The sequence below is a fragment of the Rhizobium sp. NLR10b genome, from assembly GCF_019685435.1.
Taxonomy (GTDB): Bacteria; Pseudomonadota; Alphaproteobacteria; order Rhizobiales; family Rhizobiaceae; genus Rhizobium.
Genome location: NZ_JABDWV010000001.1, coordinates 411,016 through 429,661 on the forward strand (window position 1 = coordinate 411,016; position 18,646 = coordinate 429,661).

General features: G+C 61.2%; 19 protein-coding genes and 1 pseudogene. 8 read left to right on the forward strand and 12 right to left on the reverse strand.

Annotated features, from left to right (window positions below; all coding sequences use genetic code 11):
* The first annotated feature begins 4 nt into the window (after window positions 1–4).
* From HJB91_RS01905 to HJB91_RS01915, 3 genes are all read left to right on the forward strand, one after another.
* Window positions 5–949 carry a type II secretion system F family protein gene (locus HJB91_RS01905; RefSeq protein ID WP_210632338.1) on the forward strand — a complete coding sequence of 315 codons (945 nt, stop codon included), beginning with the start codon at window positions 5–7 and terminating at the stop codon, window positions 947–949.
* Window positions 950–964: 15 nt separating this feature from the next.
* On the forward strand, window positions 965–2,269 hold the full coding sequence (locus HJB91_RS01910; protein ID WP_221145066.1) for an AAA family ATPase: 1,305 nt from the start codon (window positions 965–967) through the stop codon (window positions 2,267–2,269).
* Between the two features lie 73 nt (window positions 2,270–2,342).
* Window positions 2,343–2,918 carry a hypothetical protein gene (locus HJB91_RS01915; protein WP_210632340.1) on the forward strand — a complete coding sequence of 192 codons (576 nt, stop codon included), beginning with the start codon at window positions 2,343–2,345 and terminating at the stop codon, window positions 2,916–2,918.
* Between the two features lie 118 nt (window positions 2,919–3,036).
* On the opposite strand, the gene HJB91_RS01920 is transcribed toward HJB91_RS01915, so the two are convergent.
* The 3 genes from HJB91_RS01920 to HJB91_RS01930 form a co-directional block, all read right to left on the reverse strand.
* Window positions 3,037–3,558: a tetratricopeptide repeat protein gene (locus HJB91_RS01920; protein ID WP_221153369.1), complete on the reverse strand. Its 522-nt coding sequence runs from the start codon at window positions 3,556–3,558 to the stop codon at window positions 3,037–3,039.
* Window positions 3,559–3,864: 306 nt separating this feature from the next.
* A complete protein-coding gene (locus tag HJB91_RS01925; protein WP_221153370.1) occupies window positions 3,865–4,302 on the reverse strand; it encodes a DUF1810 domain-containing protein in 438 nt (145 codons plus the stop codon).
* Window positions 4,303–4,413: 111 nt separating this feature from the next.
* A complete protein-coding gene (locus HJB91_RS01930; RefSeq protein WP_210632662.1) occupies window positions 4,414–4,689 on the reverse strand; it encodes a hypothetical protein in 276 nt (91 codons plus the stop codon).
* Window positions 4,690–4,959: 270 nt separating this feature from the next.
* Between HJB91_RS01930 and HJB91_RS01935 the strand changes: the two genes are divergently transcribed.
* Both HJB91_RS01935 and HJB91_RS01940 read left to right on the forward strand, forming a co-directional pair.
* The gene (locus HJB91_RS01935) at window positions 4,960–6,330 is read left to right on the forward strand and encodes an amidase (protein WP_221153371.1); all 1,371 of its coding nucleotides are present in this window, start codon (window positions 4,960–4,962) and stop codon (window positions 6,328–6,330) included.
* Window positions 6,331–6,396: 66 nt separating this feature from the next.
* Window positions 6,397–7,258 (forward strand): annotated as a pseudogene (locus tag HJB91_RS01940) (sugar phosphate isomerase/epimerase family protein).
* A gap of 5 nt (window positions 7,259–7,263) precedes the next feature.
* Here HJB91_RS01940 and betC read toward each other — a convergent pair.
* Window positions 7,264–8,778, reverse strand: coding sequence for a choline-sulfatase (gene betC / locus HJB91_RS01945; RefSeq protein WP_221153372.1), 1,515 nt, complete (start codon window positions 8,776–8,778; stop codon window positions 7,264–7,266).
* Window positions 8,779–8,873: 95 nt separating this feature from the next.
* Between betC and HJB91_RS01950 the strand changes: the two genes are divergently transcribed.
* The 3 genes from HJB91_RS01950 (at window position 8,874) to HJB91_RS01960 (ending at window position 10,924) form a co-directional block, all read left to right on the forward strand.
* On the forward strand, window positions 8,874–9,782 hold the full coding sequence (locus HJB91_RS01950) for a choline sulfate utilization transcriptional regulator (protein ID WP_221145078.1): 909 nt from the start codon (window positions 8,874–8,876) through the stop codon (window positions 9,780–9,782).
* Between the two features lie 88 nt (window positions 9,783–9,870).
* Window positions 9,871–10,068: a hypothetical protein gene (locus HJB91_RS01955; protein WP_210632346.1), complete on the forward strand. Its 198-nt coding sequence runs from the start codon at window positions 9,871–9,873 to the stop codon at window positions 10,066–10,068.
* Window positions 10,069–10,129: 61 nt separating this feature from the next.
* Window positions 10,130–10,924, forward strand: coding sequence for an HpcH/HpaI aldolase/citrate lyase family protein (locus HJB91_RS01960; RefSeq protein WP_221153373.1), 795 nt, complete (start codon window positions 10,130–10,132; stop codon window positions 10,922–10,924).
* A gap of 7 nt (window positions 10,925–10,931) precedes the next feature.
* Here the strand turns inward: HJB91_RS01960 and HJB91_RS01965 are convergent, their stop codons facing one another.
* From HJB91_RS01965 to HJB91_RS02000, 8 genes are all read right to left on the reverse strand, one after another.
* A complete protein-coding gene (locus HJB91_RS01965; protein WP_221145092.1) occupies window positions 10,932–11,609 on the reverse strand; it encodes a spermidine synthase in 678 nt (225 codons plus the stop codon).
* Window positions 11,610–11,679: 70 nt separating this feature from the next.
* On the reverse strand, window positions 11,680–12,579 hold the full coding sequence (locus HJB91_RS01970; protein WP_210632349.1) for an ABC transporter ATP-binding protein: 900 nt from the start codon (window positions 12,577–12,579) through the stop codon (window positions 11,680–11,682).
* Window positions 12,576–13,379, reverse strand: coding sequence for an ABC transporter ATP-binding protein (locus HJB91_RS01975; protein WP_210632350.1), 804 nt, complete (start codon window positions 13,377–13,379; stop codon window positions 12,576–12,578). The genes HJB91_RS01970 and HJB91_RS01975 overlap by 4 nt, the downstream gene beginning before the upstream one ends.
* Complete coding sequence (locus tag HJB91_RS01980) at window positions 13,376–14,254, reverse strand: ABC transporter permease (protein WP_210632351.1); 879 nt, start codon at window positions 14,252–14,254, stop codon at window positions 13,376–13,378. The genes HJB91_RS01975 and HJB91_RS01980 overlap by 4 nt, the downstream gene beginning before the upstream one ends.
* A gap of 1 nt (window position 14,255) precedes the next feature.
* Window positions 14,256–15,233 carry an ABC transporter permease gene (locus HJB91_RS01985; protein WP_221153374.1) on the reverse strand — a complete coding sequence of 326 codons (978 nt, stop codon included), beginning with the start codon at window positions 15,231–15,233 and terminating at the stop codon, window positions 14,256–14,258.
* A gap of 55 nt (window positions 15,234–15,288) precedes the next feature.
* Window positions 15,289–16,935, reverse strand: a complete 1,647-nt coding sequence (locus HJB91_RS01990; protein WP_221153375.1) for an ABC transporter substrate-binding protein — start codon at window positions 16,933–16,935, stop codon at window positions 15,289–15,291.
* 43 nt (window positions 16,936–16,978) lie between these two features.
* Complete coding sequence (locus tag HJB91_RS01995; protein WP_210632354.1) at window positions 16,979–18,001, reverse strand: glycoside hydrolase family 3 N-terminal domain-containing protein; 1,023 nt, start codon at window positions 17,999–18,001, stop codon at window positions 16,979–16,981.
* A gap of 24 nt (window positions 18,002–18,025) precedes the next feature.
* On the reverse strand, window positions 18,026–18,505 hold the full coding sequence (locus HJB91_RS02000) for a GNAT family N-acetyltransferase (protein WP_210632355.1): 480 nt from the start codon (window positions 18,503–18,505) through the stop codon (window positions 18,026–18,028).
* Window positions 18,506–18,646: the final 141 nt, after the last annotated feature.

Sequence of the window (18,646 nt, forward strand, 5' to 3'; positions counted from 1 at the left end):
GGTCATGTCGAGTGAGTATGGAATTTACCTCATCGTCTTCTTTGCAGTCCTGATCTTTACAGCAGCAGCCTCGGAACTGTTTTTTCGACAGCGCGAGGTCGCGGTTCGGGTGTCGAAGAGCTCGGCGGCAGCCCGCGAGGAGTTCCACCTCGGCGATACGACGATCGCCGATCTCGGCGAGGCTGAAAACCGCCTGATCCGTCGCTATTTCGAGATTACGCGACGCGACACGAATGTGAACTCCACCCAGAACCGGCTGATTCGTGCGGGGTATTTCGCTGCCGGCGCCGTGACCACCTTCCAGGTGGTTCGCGCGGTGGTCTGTATCAGCGTGCTCGTTGCGGCGGTCTGGGCCGTAAACCGGATCGCACCCAATATGTCGCAGATGGCGGCCCTGATCATTGCGATGTTTGCTGCGGGCGTAACCTTCATCCTGGTCAACATCTATATCGACCGGCGCGGCGCCGCCAAGGAGAGGGAGTACCGCCGACTCTTTCCCGATTTCATGGATATGCTGATCGTCTGCCTCGATGCGGGCATGAGCATCGAGGCGGCGGCAAACCGGGTTGCTCGTGAATTCGTCGACAAGAAGCAGGACTTCGGCCTGCATCTCTCGATCATGATGCTGGAAGTGCGTGGCGGCCGGCGATTGCGCGAGGCGCTCGCCAACCTTGCCACCCGCCTGAGGATCGATGAGGCCCGGGCCCTTTCCGTTCTGTTCCGCCAATCGGAGGAACTCGGGACCAGCGTTACGCAGACGCTGCGGGTCTACAGCAAGGAAATGCGCGACCTGCGTATTGTCCGCGCGGAGGAAAAGGCCAACGCCCTGCCGGTCAAGATGCTGCTGCCGCTCGGCGCCTTCCTTTTTCCGGTGAGCCTCATCATCGTTCTCGTCCCCATTGTTATCCGTGTCGTCATGCTTCTCGTCAGCATGAAACCCGGCGGTTGAGCCAAGCGAGGTCGTATGCAGTATTCGCTCGAACAAAATCGTAATGATGCGATCATTTCCCTCGACCCGCGGATGCCAATGGCACCGGCAAGCCTAGAACAAGCGGGATTGGATCAGTCGTTCCTGCTCCGGCTGGCCGCAAAATGTGCGGCCGAACAGGATACGACCACGGCATCTCATCTCGCTGAGCGCATGAAATTGCCGAAAGTGATCGTCAACATCCTGATCAAGGAACTGGTAAAACTCGCCTATCTCGAGGCCCGTGGCTTGGCGGGTGAGGATGTCAAATCCGATGTCCGATATGCGCTGTCAATGAAGGGGTTCGAATATGCCCACACGGCGTCGCGTCAATGCCAATATGTCGGACCGGCGCCGGTATCGCTCGACGCGTTCTGCCGGCAACTCGGTTTGCAGTCCATCCATGACGAGCGCGTGACCCCCGAGCGGCTGACCGACAGCCTTGAGGGGCTGGTGCTCTCGCACACCCTGGTCGAAAAGCTCGGCCCGGCCATTAACTCCGGCCGCTCTATTCTGCTTTACGGACCGCCCGGCAACGGAAAGACCAGCATCGCCGAGCGGACGTCGCAGCTGTTTCGCCAAACGATCTGGGTGCCCTATGCCATCGAGGTCGGCGGCCATGTCATCAGTTTCTATGACGAAGCCGTGCACCACCCTGTATCCGAGGCTGATACGGATTCTCATCCGAAAGCGGATCGCCGATGGATCGAATGCCGCCGCCCGGTGATCAAGACGGGCGGGGAATTGACCCTCGATCAGCTCGATCTCACCTTCAACGCCGGGCCAAATGTCTATGAAGCGCCCATACACTTGAAGGCCTCCGGCGGCGTCTTCATCATCGACGACTTCGGGCGTCAGCAAGTGGCGCCGCAGGCGCTCATCAATCGCTGGATTGTGCCGCTCGAGCGCGGATATGACTTCCTGACGCTGCACACCGGCAAGAAGTTCAAGGTTCCCTTTGACGAGTTGGTCGTGTTTTCGACCAATATCGCACCGAAGGACCTCTCCGACGAGGCGGGCTTGCGGCGCCTCAAATACAAGATCTATGTCAACACGCCGTCGCGAGACGAATATATCAGAATTTTCAAATCCTATGCCAGCGGCGCCGGAGTGGTTGTCTGCGATCCAGACCTGAACCTGTTCTACGATCGCAAGTACAATGGCGATGTGCTAGCGTCGTGTTATCATCCGAAATATCTTATCGATTTCGTCGGTTCTTACTGCGAATTCAACGGCATAACAGGAATCGCGTCGCTCGATATGCTCGAACGGGCGTGGGAAGGTGTATTTACGTCGGAATGATTGCGGGCCTGGTGCTGATCGCCTGTTCCCGGACAATGTGTCCAACTTTATGACTTACGGGGGAGTAACACAAATGACCGGCATCCCGAATATCGACATCGAAGCCGACCGCGCAAAACCAAGCCACATGCGAACACCAGAGCCGAGAGGCTCAAGAAACCCGCTGCTCGTCGGTTTGATCCTCATGCTCCTGCCGGTGAATGCCGGCGTTCTCATTTATACGGCCAAGAACTCAGCCGATGTTCGCGAGAGCCGCGAAACCATCGCCGCGCTCAAAAGGTCCATTGATGGCCTGAGAGGACAAATGGAAAAGCAGTCGGGCAACATCGCGGATACTGCCAAGGCCGACGAAGTCGCACTGATCCGCCAGGAGATTGATAGCTTGCAAAAGTCCATTTTGTCGATGAACGAAGGGATGCGCAACGACATAAGCGGTGCACGCATGGGTTCAGCCTTGGTCCTCAGCGCGCCCGGCAAGGAACCAGCACAATTTTTCGCACCTTCGGTCCGCGCCCTGTCGGCGGAAACTCTAACGCCGGATAGCACTCTTGCGTCCATCGAAGCCGGCGGCATTCCAATCAATAACCTGCCGCGTTACGAACGCACGCTCTCGCCGGAAGGCAAGCTCATCCTTCGGAAGGCACGGTAAATACCGACTTCGCCGAAATCCCCAAAGCAATCGGTGGACGCCGCCAGGGGCGCCGTGCCGCTGCTCATATCTAGGGCGTTCTCATCTCGACGCAGATTGCCGATCGCTGAAGGATCGATTACCTCTGAGCATACTTCACACTGTTCTTCATCAGTTCGAGATTACGGGCAGTGACTTCGTTTCCGGGATCGAGCTCATAGGCTTTCAGGAAATAGCGTCTGGCAGTCCGCAGGTCGCCACGTAACAGGTGAGAATATCCGATATTGTTGTAGTAGACCGGGGTGTTGCCGATCATCCGCGAGAGTTGCTGGTAGGCGCGGTCGGACGTGTCAAAGCGGGCAACCATGTCGGCGGAGGCTGCCAGGCCTAGCCAGGCGGCCGGGTCTTCCGGAAAAACGTCGACGGCGCGCTTGTAGATGGCGTAGGATTTTCCGTAGTTTTTTTCCTGAAACTGCAGTTTGCCGTTGGTTATCAGCTCGTCGTTCTTGTAGAAGGCGACCGCCGAGTCGTCCTGGAGGGTTTTGGCACTGTCGCCGTAAGCAGCCAGACCATCAACGCCGGATGACTGGCAACCAGCCAAAATCACTCCGGTCGCTATCAAAAAGGCAATGCATTTCGTCCCAGCTCTGATCTGCAACATTGGAAATTTGATCCCCACCAGACATTCTTACCCAAGACTCGGATGCGTTCACCGGCATCATCATGAAAAAAAGCTAACAACTCAAGAATTTAAGCAATTACTCACAAAAAAGCGACGGAGGCGGCCTTCGCAGGGATTGCGCCATGGGTGATAAACCCCAGCTATCCAGGGTAGGTATCATGTGCCCAGTGATTCTCAGAGTAGAAAATCAATCAACGTCGCCTACCCTGCTTGCCAGGTCAAAGGATGGAACGCCGCATGCGGATCGCCATTTTTTCGCTGATGCGACTGGGGCCAGCACTGGCCTTAGTCCCTGGCGCTGAGGATCTCGATCGTCCGCTCGTCGAATTTTCCTTGATAAAAACGATCGATCACCCGGTGGAAGGGTGAGTCGTGATCGCTGATCGCAGCAAACAAGGTCATCGAAGAGCGCAGCTTGCTATCATCAGGCGAGCCGAGGATGTCATGAGCCGATCGGCCGTCGATCGATAAAATCGCCTCGACGCAGCGCAGCAGCCGGCTTGAGAGCGTGGGATCGGCGAGATAGGCAGCGGCTTCCCCGGCCGAGCGTATGGCGTATTTTTCCGCCATTGCCGAGGTGCCGAGACCAGTTATCTGCGGGAAGATGAACCACATCCAATGGGAGGTTTTCCGTCCGGCCCTCAGCTCGGAAAGCGCCTGCTCGTAGATGCCGTTTTGGGCATCGACGAAACGTTCGAGATTGTAATCGATCTTGCCGGCCATGGTTCTTTCCCCTTTTTGCTGTCAACGCAGCCTTGAGCCAGAGGTCTCCATGCCCGGCGAAGGAACGTCTCCCCGGCGAACAATGTCGCCCGGGGGTAGTCGACTTTGCTATCAGCAGACCCTTTCAGCATAAGGGCTACTGTCACGGCAATGGCCGTAAGGCTGATGGTGCGGCGTATCGTCAGGGGTGGCGGCAATGGCCGATGTCGTCACCGGATCCGTCTCGCTGGAAGAATATGCGGCAAAACCGACAAAGCTCAAGACAACCAGCGCTGCGACCACGACGATGCGCTCGAAACCGGAAAGTTTCTGGGCGCTGACATGTTCCACATAGTCGCGCTCGCCTGGGCCGGCAGTTTCGTCCTCTTTCACGTGGAGGGTCACCATGTCCTGGCGACGGCTTAAATTTTCACAATCTGTCATTTTAATTACTCCTGGAACACATGCGAGCCGGTCGAAGAGTAAACTCTCACCCTCGTGCCGAACCGGCTCGCCATGCGTGCATGCATGTGTGTCTTCAATCGTGGCAATTGAAGGGGCGATATTCAAACTCAGTGTTCAAAAATTCGTACCAATAAATGCAAAAGATCGTGAGGCTCTGGCCCGCTCGAATGATCCGGGTTAGTCCTAGGCGGCATCTCTCATCAGGACCGTCCCATGAGCAAATCCTTCGGTGCGATGTCTGTCGCCCAGCTTTCCGTTCTCATCCAGGGCGGTGTCGCCGATCCGGTCGATGTAGCCGAGACGGTATTCGAATCCATCTCGGGTTTTGCCGACAAGGCGGTCTTCACCACATTGCTCGAAGGCCGGGCGATGGAGGAGGCGCGCGCCTCCTCCATCCGTTTGCGGGAAGGGCGCTCGCTCGGTTTGCTGGACGGCGTTCCGATCGCCTGGAAGGATCTTTTCGACATTGAGGGCCTGCCAACGACGGCAGGGTCCGTCGTCCTGGCCGCCGATCCGCCCGCCACTCGCGATGCGGCGGTCGTCGGTCTCCTCAGGCAGGCGGGCATGATTGCCATCGGCCGCACCAATATGAGCGAGTTCGCCTTTTCCGGCCTTGGCATCAATCCGCATTACGGCACGCCGGTCAATCCGCGCGGCACGGATCTCCCGCGCATCCCCGGCGGCTCCTCCTCCGGCGCCGGTGTCGCCGTCGCAGCCGGGCTGGTGCCGGTCGCGATGGGCACGGATACCGGCGGGTCGGTGCGCATTCCCGCCGCCTTCAATGGGATCGTCGGCTACAAGGCGACATCAGGCCGTCATGCGATGGACGGCGTCTATCCGCTGGCAAAGAGCCTCGATTCGCTGGGGCCGCTCTGCCGCAGCATCAGGGATGGCGTGTGGATCGATGCGGCGATGCGCGGCCTGACCGCGCCTGATGTCATCGAGCGTCCGTTGCGGGGGCTGGAATTGCTCGTGCCCGAAAATATCGTTTTCGATGCGGCGGAACCGGGCGTTGTCGCTGCTTTCGAGATGGCTTTGGAACGTCTTCAAAGCGCCGGTGCCTCTGTTTCCCGCACCGTCATTCCCGCCTTCAGCGAAATCTTCGATCTGATGACGAGATATGGTCCACTGGTGACGGCGGAGGCTTTCGCCCTTCACCAGGAACGTTTGGCGGGACCGGATGCAGACCGTATGGACCATCGCGTCGTCATGCGTACCCGCTTGGGAAGCAGGACAACGGCGCCCGATTACATCGCGATGCTGCAGGCGCGCAGCCGCCTGATCGCCGATACGAACCGCCTCATTGGCAATCGCCTGATCGCTTTTCCCACGGTCGCCCATGTCGCACCGCCGATCGCGCCGCTGGAAAAGGATGACGAACTGTTCTTCGCCACGAATAACAAGACGCTGCGCAATACCGCGCTCGGCAATTTCCTCGACTGGTGCGGCGTTTCCATCCCCTGCGGCACGGGCGTAGCAGGCATGCCGGTCGGTCTGCTGCTTTCGGCGACCGCAAATCGCGACGAGGCGCTGCTGGGGGCGGCACTTGTGGCCGAAGCGGTGGTCCGGGGCGATTTCGTCTGAAATTGGCAATTGAACCGCCCGGTGTTTATTGCCATTGATGGGTGAGGAGATTCTGGAGGAAGGCACGTGCAAGTTTTGCAGAACGGACGCTTCGCGGTTTCGACCTGGTCGCTGCATCGGCTGCTTGGCGCTGTTTATGCCTATAGCCCCGATCCTGATAAGAGTGCGGCGCCGAAAGTGCCCTACGGCCCCGGCGGCGCGGCGCTGATCGACATGCCGGCGGCGCTCGCGGCGCGCGATATCCACCGGCTGGAGGTCTGTTCCTTCCATCTGCCGAGCCTTGATGCCGCCTATCTAACTGAACTCAGCGACGCGGTGGCGTCGTCGAACGTGCTGTTCCAGACGCTACTGGTCGAGGACGGCGATCCAAGCCATCCCGAAACGGCCGAACGCGATGTCAGATGGATGGCAGAGTGGATCGATATCGCGGCTGCGCTCGGGGCGCAAAGGATGCGCGTCATCGCCGGCAAGCAGAAGCCGACGCCGGAAAACCTTGCCCGCGCCGCCCGCCATCTTGGATTGGCTGGCAGAGCAGGCGGAACGCAGCGGCGTGCGTGTCGTCGTCGAGAACTGGTTCGACCTGCTGCCGTCACCGGTCGAGATGAACTGGCTGCTTGACCGGCTGGACGGCACGGTCGGGCTCAACGGCGATCTGGGCAACTGGACGGCGCCGGCCAAATATCAGGGCCTCGCCGATATCATGCGCCGGGCGGAAATCTGCCACGCCAAGGCGGACTATAACGCTGCGGGTCTCGATGCCGAGGATTACCGCAAGTGCCTGGAGATGTGCGAGACGGCCGGTTACGCCGGTCCTTTCACTGTGATTTACGACTCGCCGTTCTTCCCCAACGAATGGGACGGCATTCTGCTGCAAAAGGCGTTCATCGAGGATTTCCTGCATGAGGCGCCGGCGCGCAGGTTGGCTTAATAAGCTTATTCCTGGCGCGGGAACCTCTGGCTCTCCTCCAGCACGTTCAGGTCCATGTGGTTGCGCATGTAGCGCTCCGAGGCTTTCTGCAGCGGCTGATAATCCCAGGGATAATAGGCACCATTGCGCAGCGCGGCGTAGACCACCCAGCGGCGCGCCTGGCTTTCGCGCACGGCTGCGTCGAAATCGGAAAGGTTCCAGCGCCGGCCGGCCTGTTCGACAAGGCTTGCCAAGGCGTCGGCATGCGCCGGATTTTCCGCCAGGTTCTCGAGCTCGTGGGGGTCGGCCTCAAGGTCGAACAGCATCGGCGGGTCCTTTTCGCAGAGCGAGAGCTTGTATCGCCCGTCCCTAAGGCAGACGAGCGGCGCTTCGGAACCTTCCGCGGCATATTCCATCGGCACGGGGCCTCGGCTGCCGCCGCCCTGGGCAAGCGCTGCGAGATCCCAACCCTCGGTCCACGGTCTCAGTGAGGCGATATCGATCCCGACGAGGCCGGCGAGTGTCGGCGTCACGTCGAGGGTGGAGACGGGCTGGTCGATGCGCTTCGGCTTCCAGCCCGGTGCCGCAATCATCAGCGGAACGCGAGCCGAACCTTCGAAGAAGTTCATCTTGAACCAGAGACCGCGATCGCCGAGCATGTCGCCATGGTCTGACACGAACAGGATGATCGTGTTGTCGGCCATGCGGCTGCGTTCCAGCACGTCGAGAATCTCGCCGATCTTCTCGTCGACATAGGAAATGTTGGCGAAATAGCCGCGTCTTGCCCGCCTGATCTGCTCCTGACTGATGTCGAAAGCATCGTGGTCGCAGGCTCTCATCAGGCGCTGCGAATGTGGGTCCTGCTGTCCATATGCGATCGGCGCGACCGCCGGGTCGAGGGCCGGGCAATCCTCATAGAGATCCCAGAATTTGCGGCGTGCGACATAGGGATCGTGCGGATGGGTAAAGCTGACGGTCAGGCACCAGGGGCGTTCATCCTGGCCGCGCGAGAGATCGAAGAGCTTGCGGGTGGCGTGATAGGCGACCTCGTCGTCATACTCCATCTGGTTCGTGATTTCGGCCACGCCGGCGCCGGTGACCGAGCCGAGATTATGGTACCACCAGTCGATGCGTTCGCCGGGCATGGTGTAGTCGGGCGTCCAGCCGAAATCGGCCGGATAGATATCCGTCGTCAGGCGCTCTTCGAAGCCATGCAACTGGTCGGGGCCGACGAAATGCATCTTGCCTGATAGCGCCGTCTGGTATCCGGCCGCGCGCAGATGGTGGGCATAGGTCGGGATGTCGGAAGCAAATTCGGCCGCATTGTCGTAGACGCGCGTCCGGCTCGGCAATTGCCCGGACATGAAGGAGGCGCGCGCCGGCGCGCAGAGCGGGCTTGCCGTATAGGTATTGGCGAAGCGTATCGAGCGCTCTGCCAGCGATTTCAGATGCGGCGCGTGAAGAAAATCGGCGGGGCCATCGGGAAAGAAGGTTCCATTCAGCTGATCCACCATCAGGATGAGGATATTCGGGCGCGCCATTTGAATTGCCTTTTGCTATTTGAAGATTTTATTGAAGCGTCTAATATCGCGCCTGTAAAGGCGGCTTTTTTCGATATCTGCCCAAAAGGATCTTTATGTCAGAACGGACGCCTGAGCTCGGATGGATGCGCCTCTTCGTCGAGGTGGCGCGGCTCGGGAGCTTTTCCGCGGCGGCAGCGCTTCTCGGTTTGAGCCAGCCGGCCGTGAGCTATCAGATCCGCCGGCTGGAAGAGCAGTTCGGCGTCAGCCTGCTGCGCCGCCAGCATCGTGGCGTCGAACTGACCGCGGAAGGCGAGCGGCTTCTCGAAGTGGCCGCCAAGGCGGTCGGCGACATCGACGCGCTCGCCCGCAGTTTCCGGGTCGAGGCGCAAAGACCGGTGGTCAGGCTGAGAACCGATTATGCTTTCTCGGCACTTTGGCTGATCCCGCGCATGGATGGCTTTCGCCTTCTGCACCCGGAAACGGATATGCAGATCGTCGCGACGCAGCGGCTTGCGGCCGGATTTCGCGACGAGGCGGATGTTGCGGTGGTTTTCGGTACGCGGGCGGAATTCGGCGCCGTCGGTACGCTTCTGCTGCCGGAAAGGGTCGTGCCTGTCTGCACACGCGGGTTTCTCGATCGCAATGGTCCTTTCGACGATCCGAGGCAGCTTGCCAAGGCGAGGCTGATCCATCTCGACGCGCCGCTGCCATCGCCCTGGTTCGACTGGCGCGGTTATTTTGCCGAACTTTCCGTCCAGCGTGACATCAATGCCGGCCGCGGCGACATCAGTTTCAATACCTATTCGCTCGTTATCCAGGCCGCACTAAGCGAGCAGGGCGTGGCGCTCGGCTGGATCGGCCTCGTCGATACGCTTCTTTCGGCGCACATGCTGCTGCAAGCCGGCCCGCAGTTGGAGGCGGCCGACCGCGGTTATTGGCTGGTGCCGCCGCGATCTCCAAATGTCCTCAGCGAGAAGCTCTGCACCTGGCTGTCGGATGAGGTAGAGAGAAATGCTGAGTAGCGGTTGCATTTCTCCACGGGAGAAGCCTTGTCATCGGCGATGCCGATCGACATTGTGGGATCGAATTCATGAAGAAGGTGGCTGAAGCATGCGAACGATCGGATATGTCATCGGACTGCTTATGGTCCTGCTCGGCCTGATCTGGATTGGGCAGGGAAGCGGCTATTTTCCCTATCCGGCCTCCAGTTTCATGATCGCCCAAAAGATCTGGATGCTCTGGGGAGCAATTCTGGCGGCGGCGGGCATCGTCGTGATGGTCATCATCTCGCGGCGGCGCAGAGGATAAACTGCTGCCGCCGCTTGGCGGCAATCCGGCCGGAGACGGCCTGTCGAATGAGGAGAATGGCATGAGCGCAGCTGAAATCGATGGCTTTGCGGACCGGATCAGGAAGCACCAGGGCGGCATGATCTCCGCCTGGGTCGGCATCCCCGACGCCATGCTCGTCAACCACCTGGCGCAGGAAGCTTTCGATGCCGTCGTGCTGGATATGCAGCATGGCATGTGGGACATGCAGTCGGCGGCAAACGCCGTCGCTCAGACGCGTCTTGCCGGCAAGCCGGCCATCGCGCGCATTCCCGTCGGCGATTTTGCCTCCGCTTCGCGGCTGCTCGATGCCGGCGCCTCCGGTATCATCGCGCCGATGATCAATTCGGCCGAGGACGCGCGAGCCCTGGTCAGGTCCACGAAATATCCGCCACTCGGCGAGCGCAGCTGGGGGCCGTCATTGGCGCTGAACCATACCGGTCTGTCGGCTGACGTGTATCTCAAGAGCGCCAACGAACTCACTGTCGCCATCGCCATGATCGAAACCCGCGCCGCTCTCGACGCGATCGACGGCATTCTCGGCGTCACCGGCATCGACGGCATTTTCGTCGGTCCTGCCGATCTTTCGATTGCGCTGTCGAACGGCGACCAGGTGGCGCCGAACGCCGCCGAAATCGACAGCGCCATGCAGCATGCCGTTGCTCGCTGCCGCGCCCACGGCAAATTCGCCTGCGCCTATGCCGGCGATGGCGAGCGGGCTGGCGAACTGCTGAAGTTCGGCTTCGACCTGGTCATTGCCGGTGCGGAGACCGTGCAACTGCGCGCCGGCGCCCGCCGTGCGATCAACGCAGCGCGCAGGATCGCTTCCGGCGGCTGAGCTCGTCTCAGCGGACCGGTTTGACCGCCAGCCAGATGACGTGGCGGGCGCCGCGCTTGCGGTTGGCGCGGGTGTTGACGACGTCGACAGAAAAGCCGCTGTCCTTGAGACGCCGTGTGAAATCGGGATCGGGGCCGGACGACCAGACGGCGAGCACGCCGCCGGGGCGAAGTGCGTCGCGGGTGGCGCGAAGGCCGTTAAAATCGTAGAGCCGATCATTGGATTCGCGGGTCAGCCCGTCCGGGCCGTTGTCGACATCGAGCAGGATCGCGTCATAGCCTGCCTTGCCGGCACGGATCGCCTCGCCGACGTCGCCTTGATGGATGCCGACGCGGGGATCGTCGAGACAGCCCTTGAAGACCTCGGCCATCGGCCCGCGCGCCCAGGCGACGACGGCGGGCACGAGTTCGGCGACGGTGACGCTGGCATCTTCGGGAAGGACGGCGAGGGCGGCACGCAGGGTAAAGCCCATGCCGAGCCCGCCGATCAAGATTCGGGGCTTCGGATGCGCCGTGATCCGTTCCCAGGACAGCGTTGCCAGCGCTTCCTCCGAGCCGCTGAGGCGGCTGTTCATCAACTCGTTGGCACCGAGCATGATCGAGAATTCGCTGCCGCGCTGCTTCAGCCTGAGTTCGCCGTCTTCGCCGGGAATGGTCGCGGAATCGAGCTGAATCCAGGGCAGCATGACGGTTTCGCCTCACATGAAAGGAACCGTCCCCTAGCACAGGGCGAAGAGCGAGGCCAGCAAGCCGGCCTCAGATCATCCGCATGAAATGGTTCTGCTCCGCTTCGACGATCTCGTCCTGCGGTGCGGCCGAACGACGGCGGATATGTTCCACCTCCTCGGGCATCAAGCGCGCCTTCGGATCGTCGAAGCGGACATCGGGATCGGGCACTGCCGAAAGCAGCAGCCTTGTATAGGGATGCAGCGGGTTGTCGATCACCCGAGCGGTGCTGCCCCATTCGACGACCTGGCCGGCATACATCACCGCGATGTCCTCGGCGACGTAACGGGCAGTGGCGATGTCATGGGTGATGTAGAGCAGACCGAGATTCATCTCCTGCTTCATCTCGTTCAGAAGGTTCAACACGCCCAGGCGCACCGAGACGTCGAGCATCGAAGTCGGCTCGTCCGCCACGATCACCTCCGGCTTGACGGCGAGGGCGCGTGCAATGTTGACGCGCTGGCGTTGACCGCCGGAGAGTTCATGCGGATATTTCGGCGCGACAAGATCCGGGTCGAGCCTGACGCGCTGCAAGAGTTCCCGCACCGTCGCATCGATCTCGCTGCGGCGGATATCCGGCCTGTGCAGCTTCAGCGGCCGCTGTAGATGGTGGGCGATCGTATGCGCCGGGTTCAGCGAGGCGAACGGGTCCTGGAAAATCATCTGCACGGATCTGCGGTAGCGCGCGATCTCGTCCGCCCCGGCGCCTTCGACCGGGCGGCCCTTATAGAGGATCTGTCCTGCTGTCGGCTGATATTCGCGCATCGCCATGCGGGCGCAAGTGGTCTTGCCGCTGCCGGATTCGCCGACGAGCGCCAGTGCCCGGCCAGCATGCAGCGAAAAGGAGATCGAGCGGGCGGCATGGACGGCGGATGCGCCGTGGCCGAAGGTTTTGCTCACTTGGTCCAGGACGAGGATGGTTTCGCTCATAGCAGCACGCCTCCATGAAGCGAGGGGAAGGAAGCCCAGAGCTTTTTCGTATAGGCGTGCTGCGGTGTCTTGTAGATCGCGCCGGCATCGTTCTGCTCGACGAGCCTGCCGCCGAGCATGATGCCGATGCGATCGCAGAACTGCACCATCAACCCGAGATCATGGGTGATGAAAAGCACCGAGAAGCCGAAGCTGCGGCGCAGTTCGTTGATGCGCTGCAGGATCTCGCGCTGGACGACGACGTCGAGCGCCGTCGTCGGCTCGTCCATGACGACCAGTTTCGGATCGAGCGCCATGCAGATGGCAATGACGATGCGCTGGCGCATGCCGCCGGAAAACTGGTGCGGGTAGTCGCGCATGCGGTCCGGCGCGATGTCGACCAGTTTCAGCATCTCGGCGGTGCGCTCGCGGGCCTGCGCGCGGCTCATGTTCTTATGCGTGCGCAGCACGTCATAGAATTGCGTCTCGACGCGCAGCACCGGGTTCAGCGAATTCATGGCGCTCTGGAAGACCATGGCGACTTCGCGCCAGCGGAAGGCGGCAAGCGCCTGCCGGTCGAGGCCGAGCACGTCGCGGCCGTCGAGCAGGATGCGGCTCTCCTTGCGGATCAGCGCCGGCGGCCTGTGCAGGCGGCTGATGGCGAAGGCGATGGTGCTCTTGCCGCAGCCGGATTCGCCGGCGAGGCCGAAAACTTGGCCCGGCGTGACGTCGAAGCTGACGTCGTCGACGGCGCGGAAATCCTTCTCCTCGCCGATATAATCGATGGTGAGGTTCCTCACCGAGAGCAGCGGCTGCGTCACAGGCGGCCCTCCCCGGAGTGGACGAGCAGCGACCAGCGCTTCAGGTGATTGCCAGTGCGCAGACGCGGATTGGCGATCTCGTCGACGGCGAAGTTGAGGAGCGACATGCCGATGCCGAGGAAGGCGAGCGCGAAGCAGGGGGTGAGGATATCCCACCAGGCGCCGACCGAAAGTGCGGAGGCCTTCTGCGCATTATAGAGCATCGTGCCCCAGGAGATCGCTTTGGGATCGCCGAGCCCCAGGAATTCCAGTGTCGCTTCGGTGATAATAGCGAAGATGACGCTGCCGATGAAATTGATGCCGACGATGGATATGACGTTGGGGAAGATCTCGAATGTCATGATGCGCCACTGCGGCTCGCCCATCATCTCGGCCGATTTGACGAAATCCTTGTGTTTGACCGAGAGCGTTTCGGCACGGGTGACGCGTGCGCCCCAGGCCCAGGAAGTGGCGCCGAGGATGAGGGCGATGACGAGCGGGCTTGCTTGGCCGATGAAGGCTGCGAGCACCAGTAGCAGCGGCAGATTGGGAACGACGAGCACCATGTTGGTGAAGAAGCTGATGATTTCGTCCGTCTTGCCGCCGCGATAACCGGAGATGATGCCGAGCGCTGTGCCAACGAGCGTGATCAGCAGCCCGGCGCCGAAGCCAACGGCAAGCGAGGTGCGGGCGCCGTAGAGCAGGCGGGCGAAGACGTCCTGGCCGATGCGAGTCGTGCCGAGCAGATGGTCGAGCGATGGCGGCTGGTGCGGCCTGCCGGTGCGGGCGGCCGGATCGTAGTGCGTCAGCAGCGGTGCCGCGATCGCGACGGCGATGATGAGAGCGATGATGACGAGGCCGATCAGCGCCTTGCGGTTTCGCAGCAGGCTCTTCATCTCACGCTCCCTTCAGCCGCGGGTCGAGCGAGATATAGCTGACGTCGACGATGAAATTGGCGATCAGCATGGTTGCTGTCATGATCAGGAGCTGGCCCTGGATGACGGGATAATCGCGGGCGAGGATTGCCTGGTAGAGAATGTTGCCGAGGCCGGGATAGTTGTAGACGACCTCCGTCACCAGCGAGCCGCCGAGGATGGTGCCGATCGCGATGGCAAGGCTGGAGACGGTCGGCAGCAGGGCGTTGCGCGCCGCATACCAGAGCATTACATGCCGATCGGAAAGGCCCTTGGCGCGGGCCATGACGATATAATCCTCGCCGAGCAGGTTGATCATGTTGTTACGCATGGTGACGGTGAAGCCGCCGATCAGCACGGTGCAGAGGGTCACCATTGGCAGGATGCCGTGATAGGCGACGCTGCCGATATATTGCAGGCTGAAAGCCGGATCGAGCGAGGGGTCGGCGGCATAGCCGTTCGGGAACCAGCCGAGCGTGAAGCCGAAGATGAAGAGCACGATCAGCGAGGTGACGACGGCTGGTACCGAGGTCGCGAAGATCGCGCCGACGGAGACGATGACGTCGAACCTGCTGCCGCGCCGCCAGGCGGCGAGGATGCCGAGGAAGGTGCCGAGCGCGAAGCTGACGATCGTCGCCGTTCCCATCAGGCCGACGGTCCAGACGAGGGCATGGCCGAGAACCGAGGTGACCGGCAACGGGAAATACTTGATCGAGCGGCCGAGATCGCCGGTGAAGATGCTGCCGAGATAGGTGAGATATTGCTGCCAGAGCGGACCGTCGACGAAGCCGAAGGTCAGCTTCAGCGCCTGCAGGCTTTCCGGCGGCAATTCGGCGCCGGCGCTCGAAAACATGATCTGCACGGGATCGCCCGGCATCAGACGGGGCAGGAAGAAATTGATCGTCGCTGCCGCGATGAAGGCTGCCATGTAGAAGACGAGGCGGCGAAGCAGGAAAGCCATGGGGACTCCGTCGTGAGCGGAGCGGCGTTGACGCGCCGCTCCCGAGATCAATGCCTTACTTGACCGGCTCCAAGGCGAGCAGGTTCAAGAGGCGCGCCGGATTGGTGCGCGAGATCGACGGATTGACGAAGGGATTTTCCTTGGTCGACCAGCCGGTGAAACGCTTGGTGTTGTACTGGTACCAGTTCGGATTGTTGAAGACCGGAATGACAGGCATGTTTTCGGCGACGATGCGCTGCGCCTTGTTCATCGCTTCCTTCTGTTTGGCGAGGTCGGCGGTCTGGGTGAACTCGGTGACGAGCTTCTCCACATCCGGGTTGAACCAGCGCTGCGCGGTGAAGCGGGTCTTGCCTTTGTCCGAAGCGCTGAAGGCGCGCTTGTAGGGATAGTAGGGCGAAGCCGAAGCCGGCAGGCTGTTGATCGCCGCATCGAAGGTGCCGTTGATGAGGTTGCCGGTCCAGACGGCTTCTTCAGGCGTTTCGATCTTGGCATCGATGCCGACCGCCTGCATGCCTTCGACGGCGATGTTGACGGTGTCGACCCAGTCCGTCCAGGAGTTCGGGACGATGATCGAGAAGGCGATCTTGCTGCCGTCGGAATTGTCGCGGAAGCCGTCGCCATCCTTGTCCTTGTAGCCGGCCTCGTCGAGCAGCGCCTTGGCCGCGTCGGCGTCATAGGTCGCGTATTTGCCGAAGTCGGCCTTGATGGAAGGGTCTGCCCAGCTCTTGTAGAGTTCACCCATCAGGCCGGGGTCTTCGTTCAGCGTCGGGTAGCCGTAGCCGGCGACGTCGATCATCGTCTTGCGGTCGAGCGCCATGCCGACGGCGCGGCGGAACTTCACATCGTTGAAGGCCTTCTTGTTGTTCTCGTTTGCGGTTTCCAAGTTGAACAGGAAGGCGACCATGCTGCTCGGCGAATACCAATAGTGGAAATGCGCCGGGTCCTTCGAGACATAGACATTGTCGATGTCGGGAATGAAGGAGACGCCCCAGTCGAGCGTGCCGTCGGCGGTTGCCGTCAGGATCTGATTGTTGTCGGCAAGCTGCGGAAAGCGCATGCAGTCGATCTTCAGATGCGCGTTGTCCCAATAGTTCGGGTTGCGGCACTGGTCGTAGGTCTGGCCGGTGAAGCGCGGCACCTCCGTCAGCGGGCCGCTGCCGACCGGGGTCTCGTTGGCGAAGGTGACGGGATCGGCGACGTCCTTCCAGACATGTTCGGGAACGATTGGCAGCTGCGAGATCTGCTCGGCGGCAAGCGAGCTCGGATTGGCGAGGGTGAAGCGCACCGTCTGGCCGTCGACGGCTTGGACGTCGGTGACAAAGGTCCAGATGCTGACGAAATCGAGCGCGGGGAATTTCTTCAGATAGTCATAGGTGAACTTGACGTCGGCTGCGGTCAGCGGCTCGCCATCCGACCATTTCAGGTCGGGGCGCAGCTTGAACTCTATGCTCTTCAGGTCGTCGGAGAGCTTGAAGCTTTCGGCTAGGCGGTAGACCGGCTTGTTGCTGTCGAAGCGATTGAAAATAACGAGCGGCTCGTAGATGAAGTCGAGCGTCGACTGGCGCGCCGAGGTCTGGTTGAACGGGTTGAAGTTGCGAACCCAGGTGGTCGCCGGCTCGATATTCGCCGTCAGCACCGTCTGCGCCATGGCGGATCCCGAAATCAGCGTGAGTGCTGCGGCCCCAAGAAGATATTTTTTCATGTTCCATTCCCCTTCTTCTTATACGTGAAAAATGATGTGCCGGTCAGGCGGCCGGCACGCTGGCAAACATGTCTTCGACTTGCCGGTGAGCGGCGCGATAATCGATCTTGAGATTGCCGAGGCGGGCCTTGCCGGCGGCGATGCGCTTGAGAGCGGCGTCGGTCAGCGGGCGGGCGGCCTTGGCTGCGGCTTCGCTTTCCCTGACGTCACCGTGGCTGTGGAGGGCGATATCGAAGCCCGCGTCGAGCACTTGGGCGACGCGTTCCGGCAGGGTGCCGGAGAGCGACTGCATGAAGATGCAGTCGGATATCAGCACGCCCTCATAGCCCATCTCCTTGCGGATCAGGTCGTGCATAACAGGCGAGATCGAAGCCGGCAGCTCCGCGTCGTAGGCCGAATAGACGACATGGGCGACCATGGCCCAGGGCGTATCCTTCAGCGTGACGAACGGCTTGAAATCGGTGGCGATGAGCGTTTCGCGGCTGGCATCGACCACCGGACGCTCCTTGTGGGAGTCGAGCGTGGCGCGGCCATGGCCGGGAATGTGCTTCATGACGGGCATGTTGCCGGTCTCTAGCAGGCCGTCGACCACCTCGCGGCCGAGGGCGGCGATGAAGTCCGGATCGGGGCCGAAGGAGCGGGCGCCGATGACCGCGCTCGTCGTCTCGAAGACGAGGTCGAGAACGGGCGAGCAGCCGCTGGAAAGGCCGAGTTCCGTCATCATCGCGCCCATGGCCTGGGAGGAAAGGCGCAGTGCCTTTTTGCCGAGATCGAGATCGCGCCGCGCCAGGTCGGCGAACTGGCCGAAGCTGCGGAAGAGCGGCCAGGGACCGGCGTCGAGGTGTTGGACGCGCCCGCCTTCCTGGTCGGTGAAGACAGGCGCATCGTCGCGGCCGACGGCTTCGCGAAAGCGCTCGATCAGCCGCCTCGTCTGCTCCGGCTCGCGCTGATTGCGCCGCCCGACGAAAAGGCCGAGCGGGTTGGTGTCGCGAAAGAGCGCGAATTCATAATCCGATATGATGGGATTCGGAAGCCCGACGAAAAGGGCAAGAGGGGTCGAGGACAATTCTGGAACTCCGGTATCAGATGGTCATTTCGGCGCGCTTCTGAGCATGCCTTCGTAAATGCCCTTGTCGGGGGCGGGGATAACGATGGCGCCTGCGGTCCTGGCGTAGAAGTCGACGGGGCCGGCATCGCCGATGAAGGCGTAGGCATGGCCGAGCGTCTTCATCGTCTGAAGGCAGGCGGAAAACAGCGCGAGGCCGATGCCCCTGCCGCGTGCTCCGGAATCGACGCCGGTCGGGCCGAAGAAGCCACGCGCCGTGGTGTCGTAGCAGGCAAAGCCAAGCAGCTTGCCGCCTTCGACTGATATCAGGCAGGCGACGGGCTGGCGGGAAAAAGCGACCGAAACCTCGCTCGCCCAATTCTCGCTGAATTGTTCGCGAACCCAGTTGACCACGAGGTGCAGTTCCGCAGGAAGAGCCGGACGGATGGAGGCGCCGACGACGTCAGCCCGCTCTTTCAGTTCGGCGAGCCTGGTGGAATATAAGCTCACAAGCAGGTCCGGCACCCGTCTCTCCTCTGGATGTTCCGTTATTGCGGAATATATCCCCTTTTAATGTCATAGACTTGGCCATCTCAGAAGGCTTGTCAACAGGGATTTTCTTGGACGCGACTGTTCTCGTTGCGGCCTCGACGTGCGGTATGGGTC

Excerpts from the sequence above, each read along its gene's own strand:
- HJB91_RS01905 (WP_210632338.1), top strand. The coding sequence starts at position 5 with ATGTCGAGTGAGTATGGAATTTACCTCATCGTCTTCTTTGCAGTCCTG.
- HJB91_RS01910 (WP_221145066.1), top strand. The coding sequence starts at position 965 with ATGCAGTATTCGCTCGAACAAAATCGTAATGATGCGATCATTTCCCTC.
- HJB91_RS01915 (WP_210632340.1), top strand. The coding sequence starts at position 2,343 with ATGACCGGCATCCCGAATATCGACATCGAAGCCGACCGCGCAAAACCA.
- HJB91_RS01920 (WP_221153369.1), bottom strand. The coding sequence starts at position 3,558 with ATGTTGCAGATCAGAGCTGGGACGAAATGCATTGCCTTTTTGATAGCG.
- HJB91_RS01925 (WP_221153370.1), bottom strand. The coding sequence starts at position 4,302 with ATGGCCGGCAAGATCGATTACAATCTCGAACGTTTCGTCGATGCCCAA.
- HJB91_RS01930 (WP_210632662.1), bottom strand. The coding sequence starts at position 4,689 with ATGGTGACCCTCCACGTGAAAGAGGACGAAACTGCCGGCCCAGGCGAG.
- HJB91_RS01935 (WP_221153371.1), top strand. The coding sequence starts at position 4,960 with ATGAGCAAATCCTTCGGTGCGATGTCTGTCGCCCAGCTTTCCGTTCTC.
- betC (WP_221153372.1), bottom strand. The coding sequence starts at position 8,778 with ATGGCGCGCCCGAATATCCTCATCCTGATGGTGGATCAGCTGAATGGA.
- HJB91_RS01950 (WP_221145078.1), top strand. The coding sequence starts at position 8,874 with ATGTCAGAACGGACGCCTGAGCTCGGATGGATGCGCCTCTTCGTCGAG.
- HJB91_RS01955 (WP_210632346.1), top strand. The coding sequence starts at position 9,871 with ATGCGAACGATCGGATATGTCATCGGACTGCTTATGGTCCTGCTCGGC.
- HJB91_RS01960 (WP_221153373.1), top strand. The coding sequence starts at position 10,130 with ATGAGCGCAGCTGAAATCGATGGCTTTGCGGACCGGATCAGGAAGCAC.
- HJB91_RS01965 (WP_221145092.1), bottom strand. The coding sequence starts at position 11,609 with ATGCTGCCCTGGATTCAGCTCGATTCCGCGACCATTCCCGGCGAAGAC.
- HJB91_RS01970 (WP_210632349.1), bottom strand. The coding sequence starts at position 12,579 with ATGAGCGAAACCATCCTCGTCCTGGACCAAGTGAGCAAAACCTTCGGC.
- HJB91_RS01980 (WP_210632351.1), bottom strand. The coding sequence starts at position 14,254 with ATGAAGAGCCTGCTGCGAAACCGCAAGGCGCTGATCGGCCTCGTCATC.
- HJB91_RS01985 (WP_221153374.1), bottom strand. The coding sequence starts at position 15,233 with ATGGCTTTCCTGCTTCGCCGCCTCGTCTTCTACATGGCAGCCTTCATC.
- HJB91_RS01990 (WP_221153375.1), bottom strand. The coding sequence starts at position 16,935 with ATGAAAAAATATCTTCTTGGGGCCGCAGCACTCACGCTGATTTCGGGA.